The organism is Blastomonas sp. CCH1-A6 (assembly GCF_001556365.1).
In the GTDB taxonomy this organism is placed as follows: Bacteria; Pseudomonadota; Alphaproteobacteria; order Sphingomonadales; family Sphingomonadaceae; genus Blastomonas; species Blastomonas ursincola.
This window is the reverse complement of sequence record NZ_LSIS01000236.1, coordinates 1-12,193: the sequence shown is the minus strand read 5'-3', so window position 1 is coordinate 12,193 and position 12,193 is coordinate 1. Positions and strand designations below refer to the sequence as shown.

At 62.2% G+C, this 12,193-nt stretch carries 14 protein-coding genes; 10 read left to right on the top strand and 4 right to left on the bottom strand.

The features are described 5' to 3' along the window. The 7 genes from AX735_RS10600 to AX735_RS10570 all read left to right on the top strand — a co-directional run. Positions 1 to 542 (top strand): methyl-accepting chemotaxis protein (locus AX735_RS10600; RefSeq protein WP_446471805.1); only part of this gene is annotated, 542 nt, incomplete at its 5' end. A 327-nt stretch (positions 543 to 869) separates the two neighbouring features. Next, positions 870 to 2,006: a homocitrate synthase/isopropylmalate synthase family protein gene (locus AX735_RS10595; protein WP_202189550.1), complete on the top strand. Its 1,137-nt coding sequence runs from the start codon at positions 870 to 872 to the stop codon at positions 2,004 to 2,006. Continuing rightward, positions 2,003 to 3,289, top strand: coding sequence for a 3-isopropylmalate dehydratase large subunit (locus tag AX735_RS10590; protein ID WP_082751036.1), 1,287 nt, complete (start codon positions 2,003 to 2,005; stop codon positions 3,287 to 3,289). The genes AX735_RS10595 and AX735_RS10590 overlap by 4 nt, the downstream gene beginning before the upstream one ends. Next, positions 3,286 to 3,801: a LeuD/DmdB family oxidoreductase small subunit gene (locus tag AX735_RS10585; RefSeq protein ID WP_082751035.1), complete on the top strand. Its 516-nt coding sequence runs from the start codon at positions 3,286 to 3,288 to the stop codon at positions 3,799 to 3,801. The genes AX735_RS10590 and AX735_RS10585 overlap by 4 nt, the downstream gene beginning before the upstream one ends. Positions 3,802 to 3,806: 5 nt before the next feature. Beyond that, entirely contained in the window at positions 3,807 to 4,715 is a 909-nt protein-coding gene (gene aepX, locus AX735_RS10580; RefSeq protein ID WP_066279561.1) for a phosphoenolpyruvate mutase, read from the top strand. After that, the gene (locus AX735_RS10575) at positions 4,712 to 5,887 is read left to right on the top strand and encodes a hypothetical protein (protein WP_066279552.1); all 1,176 of its coding nucleotides are present in this window, start codon (positions 4,712 to 4,714) and stop codon (positions 5,885 to 5,887) included. Before aepX ends, AX735_RS10575 begins: the two co-directional genes overlap by 4 nt. Further along, positions 5,880 to 6,683 (top strand): class I SAM-dependent methyltransferase, encoded by an 804-nt coding sequence (locus AX735_RS10570; RefSeq protein WP_066279544.1) that lies wholly within the window; start codon positions 5,880 to 5,882, stop codon positions 6,681 to 6,683. The genes AX735_RS10575 and AX735_RS10570 overlap by 8 nt, the downstream gene beginning before the upstream one ends. A 37-nt stretch (positions 6,684 to 6,720) precedes the next feature. Here the strand turns inward: AX735_RS10570 and AX735_RS10565 are convergent, their stop codons facing one another. From AX735_RS10565 to AX735_RS10555, 4 genes are read right to left on the bottom strand one after another with little or no spacing between them, the layout of a single operon-like run. Beyond that, on the bottom strand, positions 6,721 to 8,070 hold the full coding sequence (locus tag AX735_RS10565) for an LLM class flavin-dependent oxidoreductase (RefSeq protein ID WP_202189547.1): 1,350 nt from the start codon (positions 8,068 to 8,070) through the stop codon (positions 6,721 to 6,723). Between the two features lie 18 nt (positions 8,071 to 8,088). Then, positions 8,089 to 8,349: a hypothetical protein gene (locus AX735_RS25070; RefSeq protein WP_137775986.1), complete on the bottom strand. Its 261-nt coding sequence runs from the start codon at positions 8,347 to 8,349 to the stop codon at positions 8,089 to 8,091. Then, positions 8,346 to 9,560 (bottom strand): radical SAM/SPASM domain-containing protein, encoded by a 1,215-nt coding sequence (locus AX735_RS10560; protein WP_066279533.1) that lies wholly within the window; start codon positions 9,558 to 9,560, stop codon positions 8,346 to 8,348. Before AX735_RS10560 ends, AX735_RS25070 begins: the two co-directional genes overlap by 4 nt. Positions 9,561 to 9,562: 2 nt before the next feature. Further along, positions 9,563 to 9,760: a DUF1843 domain-containing protein gene (locus AX735_RS10555; RefSeq protein ID WP_171007825.1), complete on the bottom strand. Its 198-nt coding sequence runs from the start codon at positions 9,758 to 9,760 to the stop codon at positions 9,563 to 9,565. Between the two features lie 233 nt (positions 9,761 to 9,993). Between AX735_RS10555 and AX735_RS25065 the strand changes: the two genes are divergently transcribed. From AX735_RS25065 to AX735_RS10545, 3 genes are all read left to right on the top strand, one after another. Further along, positions 9,994 to 10,134, top strand: coding sequence for a hypothetical protein (locus AX735_RS25065; RefSeq protein WP_156447466.1), 141 nt, complete (start codon positions 9,994 to 9,996; stop codon positions 10,132 to 10,134). A 134-nt stretch (positions 10,135 to 10,268) separates the two neighbouring features. Beyond that, on the top strand, positions 10,269 to 11,060 hold the full coding sequence (locus AX735_RS10550) for a hypothetical protein (RefSeq protein ID WP_066279528.1): 792 nt from the start codon (positions 10,269 to 10,271) through the stop codon (positions 11,058 to 11,060). Beyond that, complete coding sequence (locus AX735_RS10545) at positions 11,053 to 11,481, top strand: hypothetical protein (protein WP_066279523.1); 429 nt, start codon at positions 11,053 to 11,055, stop codon at positions 11,479 to 11,481. The genes AX735_RS10550 and AX735_RS10545 overlap by 8 nt, the downstream gene beginning before the upstream one ends. The last annotated feature ends 712 nt before the right edge of the window (positions 11,482 to 12,193 follow it).

Here is a 12,193-nt window from a genome sequence, read left to right as displayed (position 1 = left end):
GTACTGCCGATCTGCGCGTCTCGGCGGCATCGATCGAATCGGTGATCGACCTGATTGGCGAAATCTCGCGTCAGGTGAACCTGCTGGCGCTCAACGCGACGATCGAAGCTGCGCGCGCAGGCGACGCTGGGCGCGGTTTTGCCGTGGTCGCCGGTGAAATCAAGCAATTGTCGCATCAGACCGCCATCGCCGCCAATCGCATCCGTGCCTATGTCGATGAAATCGGGAATGCGGTCGACGAAGTGTCTTGCGGCCATGCTCGCGTCGAAACCGCGATTGCGCGCATCGCCTCGAACTCGGCCGAAATTCAGGGCGCGGTTGCCCTGCAACGATCGGCGACGCAGCTGATCGCCTTCAACGCCGCACAAACCCATGACGCCAGCCGGGCGACAGGCGTGGATGCCGATGCGATCAACGGCATTGCTCAGAGCGCTGCGGAAAGGGCGGAAGCCATGCTCGGCATTGCCAAGCGCGTGTTCGACGGGGCCCGCCAGCTGGCCGCCGAAAGCAGCCATTTCGTCGAGCAGATCCGCGCCGCCTGAACCTGTATCGCTGCGACGCGTTGCCTCTCCGCAGCAGGGCCGGGCAAGCCAGCCCTTTGCCGACAAATCGCATGGCCAGCCATCGCGCAAGATGCTTCACGTTATTTCAGAACCGTTTCCGCCATGACTTGGCAGATTTTGAGCATTGTCAAGTACGTTCAATCATTAAACCGTATTAAGCGCCGATGTTGCTTCTTATCATTCATTTGACAAATTTTCAGATTTGAAAGACACTTAAAGTGTTACTCGAATCAGCGGAATATTTCTCAAAGAGAGTCGATCCATAGTCGGAAATATGGCTGACCGTATTGACGGGAGCAATGGCTGGTGCGCAACGATATTGTATATGAGGACACGACGCTTCGGGACGGAGAGCAATCCCCAGGCGTTGCATTCGGTCGTGATACCAAGATCGCCATCTTCACGGCTTTGCGTGCGCTGGGCGTGCGCTGGATGGAAGTCGGCATTCCCGCCATGGGGGGCAGCGAGCTTGCCGTCATCCGGGAGTTGCTCGAACGCGGCTCCGACCTGATGCTGATCGGCTGGAACCGGGGGAAGCTGGATGATGTGGTGCAGTCGCTGGACCTGGGTTTTCGTGCGATCCATATCGGCCTGCCGGCCTCGGACGTGCATCTGAAGCACAGCGTGGGGCGTGACCGCGGCTGGCTGGTCGAGCAGGCCAGCACACTGATCGGCGTCGCGAAGGATCGCGGGGCCTTTGTGTCGATCAGCGCAGAGGATGTCGGGCGGACCGACCCCTCGTTTCTGATCGACTATGCCGGCGCGGTGAAGGAAGCGGGCGCGGACCGGCTTCGGCTTTCCGACACGATCGGCATTCTTTCACCAAGCCGGTACGCGGCGGTGGTGGCGAGCATCGCGAAGGCGGTGCCGATCGACCTGCAATGCCATGCCCATAACGATTACGGTCTGGCCACGGCCAATACGCTGGCCGGTCTCGAGGCGGGGGCTCGCTATTTCCATGCCACGGTCAATGCGATCGGCGAACGCGCCGGAATGGCCGACATTGCTCAGGTTGCCCTGTGCCTGCGCGACTTTCACGGCGTGGATCTGGGTCTGGACCTCACCCAGCTCAAGGCTCTGAGCGACTTGCTGGCGCGAGCGACCGGCCATGCGCCGCCGCCATGGCATCCGGTTGTCGGGGACAACGTGTTCGCCCATGAATCCGGAATTCACGTCAAGGGCGTGGTCCGCAACGCGAATACCTTCGAGCCATTCGACCCGGCCGAGGTCGGCGGCACCAGAAAGATCGTCATCGGCAAGCATTCGGGGACCGAAGCGATCCGATATGTGCTGCGCGAGCAGGGGATCGAGGCCGATGCGGGCGAACTCCGCCAGTGCCTCGGCGCGGTTCGTGAATTCGCGATGGAGGAGGAGCGGGCGCTGTCAGCCGGAGAGCTGGTCGCCATCCATCGCAGGATTGCGAGCGAGGCCGCGGTGGCATGACGCTGGTGCAGCAGATCATTGCCGATCACGCTCGGCAAGCGAGGGCCGAAGTCGGCAGCATTGTCGAGGTCGAGGTCGACTGGATCTATGCACAGGACGGCAATGTGCCCACCATCGCCCGCCTGTTCGAACTGCACGGCCTGCATGTCGGCGATGCATCGCGGATCCGGTTTGTCTGCGACCATTCGGTGCTGGCGCCCGACCGTCTCATGGCCTCCAGGGTCAAGGATGCCGAGCGCTTCGCCGCGCGCCAGGGCATCGAGATGGTGCCGGTCGGCTCGGGAATCAGCCATCTGCTGGCTGCAGAGCAGCAATGGTTCAGGCCGGGGCGGCTGGTTCTGGGCGCAGACTCGCATACCTGCACCGGCGGAGCCTTCCAATCGCTGGCGCTGGGGATGGGCGCGACCGACATCGCCTGCGCGATGGCCGAAGGCAGGACCTGGTTGCGGGTGCCCGAAACCGTGCGGATCGAATTGCGCGGCCGCCCTTCGCGCCACGCGTCGCCGAAGGACGTCATGCTGCATATTCTGGCGACGAACACGCCCGAGGCATTTCTGTATCGCTCGATCGAATGGTGTGGCGAATGGATCGAATCGCTCGACGCCGAAGGCGCGGCCACGGTTGCCAACATGTCCGTCGAACTGGGTGCGAAATGCTGTTTCGTCTCGGCCTGGCAGGGCTGCCCGGCCGGAATGATGCGGATCGACCCTGATGCCGAGGACGGCGCCCGCAAGATGGTCATCCAGCTCGACGGGCTCCAGCCCCAGTTTGCAGACGGGCATGCAATCTCGACCGGACGATCGATAGACAAGGCCGACCGCGAGCCTGTCGACTGTGTCTTCGTTGGCAGCTGCGCCAATTCGAGGCTGGAAGACATAGGCACGGTCGCTCGCCTGCTGCGCGGTCGCAGCATAGCACCGGGATTGCGGCTGGTGGTGACGCCGGGCACGCGCAACATCCATCTTCAGGCGCTGCAACACGGCCATGTCGAAACGCTGATAGCCGCCGGTGCGCTGGTAACCCCGGCGGGCTGCGGCCCCTGCGTAGGAACACAGGGACATGTGCCTGCGGATGGGGATCTGGTTGTCTCGACGATGAACCGGAACTTCCTGGGTCGCATGGGCAATCCGCATGCCCGGATCGTGCTGGTGTCTCCCCTGGTTGCTGCGGCAACGGCCCTGTTGGGGCATATCCCTTCGCTCGCCGAACTTGAAGGTCTGACACCGACAGACAATGTCTCGCATGATCATGACCGTGCCGACCAACCGGAGCACGCCTCATGATGCAATTGCGGGCAAGACGGATTTCGGGGGCCGTGTCGACGGACGATATCCTTCCGGCGCGCTACAAGCACGCATCCACCAATCCGGATGAACTCGCAAAACACGTCTTCGAATATTTCCTGCCACCTGGTTTTGCCCCCTTTGCCCCTGGCGACTGCATCATTGCCGATTCTGTCTTCGGCATCGGCAGTTCGCGGGAACAGGCGGTCAGCGCCCTGATGGCCGCAGGTGTCGGTGCCCTGATCGGCCCGGCGTTCGGGCGGATATTCTATCGCAACTGCTGGAACCTGGCGCTTCCGGCGATCGAAGCCGACCTGGACGATTGTCGCGAGGGCGACCTGGTCCAGATCGACCTCGCCGCAGGACAGATCGTCTGCCCAGGCGCGACCGTCGCATTTTCGCCTCCTCCGCCCTTGCTTCTCGACGTCTACCGGGCCGGAGGCCTGCTGCGCCATGTCGCGGCGAAAAAGCTCTCTCGCCAAAGCCTTCAAAGTCAGGGAGAAGGATCGTGAATGGCATGCTCGGCAATGGTAACGCTGTTCCGGATGCTGGCGCGGCGTTGAAGCGGCTGCTCGCACGGGATCGGCTGGCATTTGCAATGGAGGCCCATAATCCGCTGGCGGCGAGAATTGTCGGCAATGCGGGATTCGATGTCGTCTGGGCCTCGGGCTTCTCGATATCGACGGCGCTGGGCAAGCGCGATCGCAACGAAGTCTCCTCGACGCAGCTCATCGATGTGCTCCAGGGAATGCGCGAGGTCACCGATACGCCGATCCTGGTCGATGCCGATACGGGATTTGGCGATTTCAACAATTTTCGCCTGCTCGTCCGCCGGCTGAGTGCGATGGGCGTCGGCGGCGCCTGTATCGAGGACAAGACCTTTCCGAAGCTGAACTCCTTCGTGAATGGACGCCAGGTCCTGATCGATGCCGAGGAATTTTGCGGCAAGATCCGGGCTGCAAAGGACAGCCAGCTGTCGAACGACTTCTGCATCGTCGCGCGGACCGAAGCGCTTGTCGTCGGTGCCGGCATGCACGAGGCGCTGGAGCGGGCGGAACGCTACCGGCTCGCCGGGGCCGATGCGATCCTGATCCATTCAAAAGAGAAGACGGCCGATCAGGTGCTTGAATTTGCGCTGCACTGGGCTGGGCGCACCCCGCTCATCGCTGTCCCGACGACCTATAGCGAAACGCCCTGCGAGCTCTTCGAAGCGTCCGGCTTCGGTCTTGTCATCTGGGCCAATCACATGATCCGGGCCAGCGTGGCTGCCATGTCCGAGGTGTGCAACCAGGTCTCTTCGCAACGGTCTGTGCAGGGCATCTCCAACAAGATCGTGGCGATGGAAGAGGTGTTCGACCTGTTTGACTATGCGGAGGTGACGGCGGCGGAACGGCGCTACTGTCCCAACGGGGCAGCCGGGGCATGATCCGCGACGAAACCGCCTTGCTTGCCCATGGCACCGCAGCGGACCCGGGCCGAGGCGACAGCGTGCATTTTGCGATCCTCGATATCCCGATCCGCCTTGATGTGGAGGAACCGGAATTCGCCAGCATCACGCACGCCTTCATGGGGGCTTATGCGCCTGGGGAGGCAGCGGCTATGGCTGCGGGCGACGGCCTTGCCTTTCATGTCCGCCGGGTTGCGACGCTTCCGGCATCACCAACCGAGAAGGTCGCCGTGCACCGCACCAGACATCCGTATTGGGATTTCGGCGGGCTGACCGATGCTGCGCGCGTGATGCATGTCTGGCCGACCCGCGGCCTCTCGATCGAACGGATGGGCCCCCGCAGCTGGGGCATCGGGGTGCGGCATGATGTGGATGCGCGATTTGCCGCCGAGGGCATATTTCACGCCATTCGCAGCCTGGCGCTCTATCATCGCCCGCCCGGCAACATGCTGCATGGTAGCGCGGTGGCTTGCGGCGATCGCCTGGTCGCCTTTGTCGGCCCTTCGATGGCCGGCAAGACGACGCTGATGACGCGAATGCTGGCGAACACGGGCTGCCATCCTTTTGCCAATGATCGCTTCCTCGTCCTGCCGGATGCATCGCTGCAAACGCGTTCCTGGCCTTCCTATGCCAGCTTCTGCGAGGGTCACCTGCAGGGTGATGCGTCGCTGGCGGCCGCCGCACGCCGCTATGAAGCGGAGGATTGCGCCTATCGTACGCGGCGCTGGGGGATGCAGCTCAGCGATCGGTTCGACAAGGCGGGAAAGCGAACCTACCCCATGCGCTGGCTGCGAGAGGTTTATGGACGCCCGTATCGCAACGCAGGGCAGCTGGCAGCCATCGTGTTGTGCCAGGTTTCGCGCGACATCGAGCGGACTGTCTTTCGCCAGCTGGACCTTGACGGCGCAGATCGGGAACAGGCTCTGAGCTGCCTGCGCGCATCGGCATTCGACGATCATGAACCCTCGTTCCTGCCCTGGCATGGCCTTCCGATCCCTCGAAACGCTCCCGAGCTCGGCCATATCCTCGACAGGTTGAGTGCAGCTGGCGGGAAGGTGATCTCGCTGGCCGTGCCGGTGAACCAACTGGACGATGCGACGCGCCTGCTTGGCAAGGCGCTCGCCCTCATGCCAGACCGAGAAAATGGATAAGGAAAGACTTGAAGCCTTTGACGAGATTGCCGGCGGCTATCGGCAGTTTCGGCCGAGCTACCCTGAGTCCCTCTTCGATGAACTGGCGCGTTATGTCTCGCCGATCGAACCTGAGGGCGATGGCCCTCTGCTGGCGCTGGATGTCGGCGCTGGTACCGGCATCGCCACGCAGCAGCTGGCGCATGTCCTCGATCGGCGGTGGCGCATCCTGGGGGTGGAGCCGGGGGGCGGCATGCTCGAACAGGCGCAGGCCGTCGACGATCCGCGCATCGCATTCGTCCGTGGTCAAGCCGAGCATCTGCCGGTCAATGATGGCGCGGCGGCACTCATCATGGCGGCTCAGGCGGCGCAGTGGTTCGACCGACCGGCCTTCTATGCCGAGGCAAGGCGCGCGCTTCGGCCTCATGGGGCGATCGCCCTGATCCAGAACAATCGCAACTGGCAGACATCGGAATTCCTCAGCGCCTATGAAGCGCTGCTGGAAGGCAGCAGCCCCGGCTATAGCCGCAACTATCGCGCGTTCGACTATCGCCAGGAGCTCGAGGACCAGGGTTTCACGCGTATCCGCGTCCACCAAGCCGAGTGGATCCGCGAGATGACGGGCGAAGCTTTTCTCGGGATGGCGCATTCCTCGAGCAAGGTCGCCGCGGCGGTGAGGGCCAGGGGACGCGCGCTGGTCGATCAGGCGATCTGGGATCTGCTCGCCACGTTCGGCCGCGACGGCACGATCGAGATTCCGTATGTCACCGAACTGTTTCTGGGCGAAGTCCCCGCAATCAGGGCGCAAGCGGGCTGACACGGCCCGGTTCGATCGAAGCGAAACCGGGCTGTCGCTACTCCACCGAAGCGCGCGCCCGGGGATGCCGGGGGCGGTCCAGGCCCAGCTTGTCGCGCAGCGTGCCGGCGCGATAGGCCTGCTTGAACCAGCCAGTGCGTTGCAGCAGGGGTATGACCCCTTGCGAGAAGTCATGGAGGAAATCGGGCATCTGTGGCGGCATGATGTTGAATCCGTCGGCGGCCCCCGTCGCCACCCATTCGACCAGTTCGTCCGCGATGTCCTGGTACGACCCGATCGCCATGAAATGGCCCCGCGCGACGACCAGGCGTTCGTACAGGCTGCGGATGGTGGCACCTTGCTGTGCGGCGAGCTTTTCGATCATCGCCCGGCGGCTCTGGTTTCCATTCGACGGGGGCAGTGGGGGCAACGGGCCGTCGATGTCATAGGGCGAGAGGTCGAATCCTCCCAGCAGGTCGGACAGCATCGACACGGCGAGGCCCGGCGCCACCTTGTCCTGCAGGTCCTGCAGCTTGCGTCGGCCATGGTCTGCGGTCGGGCCACAATAGGGGCTGCATCCGGGCAGTATCTTCAGCTGATCCGGATCGCGGCCATGGCGCGCGGCCCGTGCCTTGACATCGCGATAGAATTCGCGGGCATCCTCGATGCTGCCCGAAGCGGTGAACACGAGTTCGGCATGCCGTGCGGCAAAGTCGCGCCCCGTCGCGGATGCCCCCGCCTGGACGATGACGGGCCGCCCCTGCACCGGACGCGCGATGTTAAGCAAGCCACCTGCGATCCGGAAATGCTGCCCTTCGAAATGAACGGGGTGGCGCTTGGCCGGATCGTAGAAAAGGCCGCTCGCCTTGTCGCGTGGGAAGGCGTCATCTTCCCAGCTGTCCCAGAAGCGGCAGGTCAGATCGAAAAACTCCTCGGCACGATCGTATCGGGTCTCGTGCTCGGGATGCGGGGCTTGGCCGAAATTGACCGCAGCCCCCGCCTTGGACGAGGTCACCAGGTTCCAGCCCGCGCGCCCCCCCGAAATCCAATCGAGAGAAGCATATTCGCGCGCAAGGTTGAACGGTTCCTTGTAGGACGTCGAAGAAGTCGCGATCAGCCCGATATGGCGGGTTTGGACTGCCATGGCGGCGAGAAATGTCAGCGGCTCGAAGACAACAACCCTGCTGCCATAACCCAGATGGTCATCTGCAAACACCGAGGGGGTGTCGCTCAGGAAGATGAAGTCGAAGAGATTGTCTTCGGCGTGTTGCACCAGACTCGTATAATGATCGATGTTCTGCGCCGCATCGGCGCAACTGCGGTCCATGCGCCAGGCGGCCGGGTGATGCCCCGTCCCGTAGGAAATATAGGCCCCGAGGATCATTTCGCGTGGTTGACGAACGGACACGGCACGCCCTTTCTGGGTTCATGAAAACGAGCCGGATGCTCTCTGGCCCATGGCTGCCCTGGCTCCGGTTTGCCGGTCGGGTTGGGGCAGATGATCGGCGTTGAGGGCAGCCTCGAGCCGCTCTGCCGCCGCGCGGGCCATATCGAGCGCCGACAGATAATCGCGTTCGGCCTTGGCCAGATCGCTCTGGCAGTGGCTGCAGACCTTCTCCTCGGGCCATACGAACTGCCGGCAGGACCGGCACAATAGCAGAGAGGGGGCGACTCGTCCGGCGGTCACGACAGCACCGTCCGGCCGGATAGCGGCATATCCTCCACCACCAGCGCATGGCGTCCGTAGTCAAAGGCATGGCCCGGCGCATCGGCCACCTTGACCAGCCTTTCGCGCTTGCCGCGCCGCGCGAACTCCAGCGCGCGGTAATGGCACATCGGATTGTTGCCCGGCCGCCCCATCAGCGAATGCGCTGTCCATGTGCATCCGGCCATGCAGATTTCGGCATAATAGCATTGCGCGCAATAGCCCCACAGGTCGCTCTTCGTCGCGCGATGGGTGAAGGCCAGTCGCTCGGCGCGGTCCCAGATCAGCCGCAACGGCTCGTCACGCACATTCCCGCCGACATAGTCGCGCGACAGCCCCGGACAGCCCTTGATATTGCCGTCCGCTTCGATGCCCAGGACATTGTCGCCAGCGCTGCAGCCGGTCCAGTGCGCCGCGATATCGCCGACCAGGCGCAGCTTTTCCTCATAGGGGCCGAAATAGCCGATATTGTTCGATGGCTGCAGCACGATGCCGTTTTCGGCGGCACGGTCATGAAGGCTGGCAAGAAGGGGAAACAATGCGAGCAGGTCATGAGGCTGGAGCAGCAGGTCGTCATTGTCGGCGGCGTTGCCCATCGCGACGGTCAGCGCCAGCTGCCAGTTGGAGACCTTCGCTGCGATCAGGACATCGAGCAGTTCGGGAAGCTGCATCATCGTGTGACGGTTGATCTGCGTGTTCACGCTCGCCATGATGGGCCGCCCTGCCACCAGGTGCAGCAGCGCCAGCGCCGCCTCGAAGCTGCCCGGCACCCCGCGCTGCAGGTCGTGGGTCTGGCCGACGCCGTCGAGCGACACCCCGATGCTCATGACGCCGGCCTCGATGGCGGCATCAAGCGTAGCCGGAGTGAAGAACCGCCCGCCGGTCTGGACCGAGCAATCCATGCCCGATTGGCGGATGCGCCGAACAATCTCCAGCCAGTCGCGCCGCAGATAGACTTCGCCGCCGATCAGGCCGATGTCCCGCGCACCGAGCTCGGCAAGCTGATCGACAAGATCGAGGCATTCGACGCTCGACAGTTCCGCACGCGCGCGCCTTCCGGCCCTCGAGCCGCAGTGACAGCAGGACAGGTCGCAGGCCCGGGTCAGTTCCCAGACGACGCTGACGGGTACGCGCCCGCGCTGATCCGCCGAACCGAAGAAGCGCGCATGCGGCAGCTCCGCCTGCGGGACCATTGTCAGCGTTTCTCCAGCCTGGCGATGGCCGCCTCCAGGTCGGCAATTCCGGCTGAGAGGTTTCCGGTCTCCGCCTGAACCTTTCTGGCGCGCTTGAGAACCGATTTCATCCGGCCGACCTCTCCGAGCGTCAGCGCCTCGCGGATCGCCGGATCGTAGACCGCACGACTCATGCGGATGTCTGAACCCTTGCCGGTCATTGCACACCTCTCCGTAACGAACATGAACAATACTCAATCTTTAGCCGAAACGATTCAGTATGTCGATACGGCTATTGAATCATTGTTGACAATCTGATGGTGTTTTGTATAGTGACCATGTAAGCTGCTTGCAAACATTGCCAGAAAATTTGGTGTAGCTAATTCAATTTAGCTGCAGTCAGAGTTGTTTGTTCGGGCAATATTCAAAACAATGATTCGAATGGAGATTTATGATGGCAAAGGCTGAAAATGTGACTCGTGCTGCGTATCTTGATCGCAAGCAGATGGTGACGAAGAAGATCGACGTCGTCGAATCCCGTCTCAATGAACTCGCTGCTACCTTGCGTACGCTTCGCGCAGACGTGGTCGCCTGATCGTGGTATTGGCTGCGGATATTCATCCGCAGCCAATGTCCGGTATCAGTGTAATAGTTTGATTGTTGTCCCTCCTGGCGTCATTCGCAAGTAGAATGCAGGGCACAACTCATCCTCTACCGACCCATGCTTCCATGGCAGCTTGCCAGCGCTTCGGCGTCGACATGGGCGAATTTCTCCCGGCAATACCGCAGCGCTTCATCGAGCATGGAGCCATCTTTCTTGCAGGATCGCTGGTGGAGGGATTTGGCAACAAGACCTCCGATCTCGATGTCATGATCGTCAGCGAGCTGGCGCTGGACGGCATCGATCATGTCGTCCGCAAGGATCATATGCTGATCAACATGATCTTCGGCAAAGCTCGCCGGATCGATCTGGAATATCTCCACACTGGGACCATCTCCTCGCCGGTCGCGGAAATTGCTGCGCTCGATATTCCCGTCGACTTTGTCGCAGAGCGCATTGACGAGCGGCAGGAGCTGCTGATCCATCGCCTTCTGAACGCGGTCCCGCTCTTCGACACACCCGCCTATCGCGCGCTGCTTGCCGCCGCGCAGGCCTGCGATTTCCGCCGCTACATGATCAAGCGCTGCATGCACAAGATCGACGGGGCCGCGCTCGATCTTGAAGGGATGGTTGATCGCGGAGATCCGGCCGAGGTGCTGCTGCGCCTGTTCGACATCATCGACCATAGCGTGGATGCCATCCGCTTTGCGCATGGTTTCACCAATCCACTCGGAAAATGGCGGATCAGATCGCTTCGGTCGATGCCACCATCGCCTGAGGCCGAAAATGCGCTCAGCATCTATCTGCGCTATCGTGTGCTCGGCCTCGGGCTGGAAGAGCCCGCCATGGACGAAGTGCTGACGCTGGTGCGGCAGGTGCTCTACTGGTCCGACTGTGCCCTGAGGCGGGTCTATGCCTGAAGTGGTAAGGGAGATCTCGGCGGTGTTTCGCTTCTATCCCGATTCGAGGGGCGATATCCGCATGATCCACAATGGGCATAGCCGCCTCGAGGTTGACGAAACCATCGAGGCGCTGTGGTTCGAGATCGACAGCCAGCGCAGCCTCTCGCAAATCTATCGCTCGTTTTGCAACGTGACGGGTCGCGCGCACGACCCGGTCTCGGCAACGCTGTTTGCCGATATTCTCCGCGAGTTCGAGCAGGCGGGGCTGATCCGGCGGAACGGTGACAGGACCACGTGCCTGGCTTGCGGTTGCGAGCAGCGTCGTCCGAACCCCTTGCAGGCGATGCCCGCGCGCTTCGAGCCATGCGCAAGCTGCCACGACCCACTCGGTATAGTGGCGTGGTGGCGTCCTTCATCCCCGCCTGCGGCCCAGATGTGAGGTTCTGCTCGACGACGCCGGCTCATGGCGTCGCGGCCAGATGTCGGCTGGGGCAAGTCAAGCCGACCCGGAACGCGGTTCGGCTACCGAAACTCCTGCATGCCCACTCCCTGCGCATTCCTGAAGGGGATCCATCCCGTTGGGGCCAGACAGCTCGGCTCGCTCCCGACGCCTGCGTGTCCCGCGCCAGGTGATTTCGGTAGCTCTTCTGCTAGGCAACAGCAGAGACAGTCCCGTGTCCTTCGAGGCTGCTGACCATCAGGGCTGGGCTGTGTAACAGGAAGTGGCGGAGACGGAGGTTTAACGAAGTTAAGTCTATGTATCGGATAAGAAATTTAAATAATTTTCCGCTGTCGTAATTCCCACGCCGAGTTCCCTGCGCATCAAAACGCCGATTTCAGACCGTGCCTTTACTATGCCAAAATACGCTATTGCTGTCGATCATTTTCTTATCGCTGCACTGCGGCTTCTGCCTGCGCGCCAATTGTGCGTTTCGCCTTTTGCAGTCATGCCCGGACCTTAAGCTTCACGATATCGCGCAGTGGCTAATGAGTGTCCTCATGGGCAGACGAACCTGTCGTTTGGACGAGCACAGGATTGCAAAGCTGTCGTATCGCGCAGCAGCTTCTCCTGGTAGCTGGATCACCCACGCCAACCGGGGTCACGTCCGTCAATGAGGTGTAATTTGGGGTGTGGTCACCGGGCTGCATGG

Excerpts from the sequence above, each read along its gene's own strand:
- AX735_RS10590 (WP_082751036.1), top strand. The coding sequence starts at position 2,003 with ATGACGCTGGTGCAGCAGATCATTGCCGATCACGCTCGGCAAGCGAGG.
- AX735_RS10585 (WP_082751035.1), top strand. The coding sequence starts at position 3,286 with ATGATGCAATTGCGGGCAAGACGGATTTCGGGGGCCGTGTCGACGGAC.
- aepX (WP_066279561.1), top strand. The coding sequence starts at position 3,807 with ATGCTCGGCAATGGTAACGCTGTTCCGGATGCTGGCGCGGCGTTGAAG.
- AX735_RS10575 (WP_066279552.1), top strand. The coding sequence starts at position 4,712 with ATGATCCGCGACGAAACCGCCTTGCTTGCCCATGGCACCGCAGCGGAC.
- AX735_RS10570 (WP_066279544.1), top strand. The coding sequence starts at position 5,880 with ATGGATAAGGAAAGACTTGAAGCCTTTGACGAGATTGCCGGCGGCTAT.
- AX735_RS10560 (WP_066279533.1), bottom strand. The coding sequence starts at position 9,560 with ATGGTCCCGCAGGCGGAGCTGCCGCATGCGCGCTTCTTCGGTTCGGCG.
- AX735_RS10555 (WP_171007825.1), bottom strand. The coding sequence starts at position 9,760 with ATGACCGGCAAGGGTTCAGACATCCGCATGAGTCGTGCGGTCTACGAT.
- AX735_RS25065 (WP_156447466.1), top strand. The coding sequence starts at position 9,994 with ATGGCAAAGGCTGAAAATGTGACTCGTGCTGCGTATCTTGATCGCAAG.
- AX735_RS10550 (WP_066279528.1), top strand. The coding sequence starts at position 10,269 with ATGGCAGCTTGCCAGCGCTTCGGCGTCGACATGGGCGAATTTCTCCCG.
- AX735_RS10545 (WP_066279523.1), top strand. The coding sequence starts at position 11,053 with ATGCCTGAAGTGGTAAGGGAGATCTCGGCGGTGTTTCGCTTCTATCCC.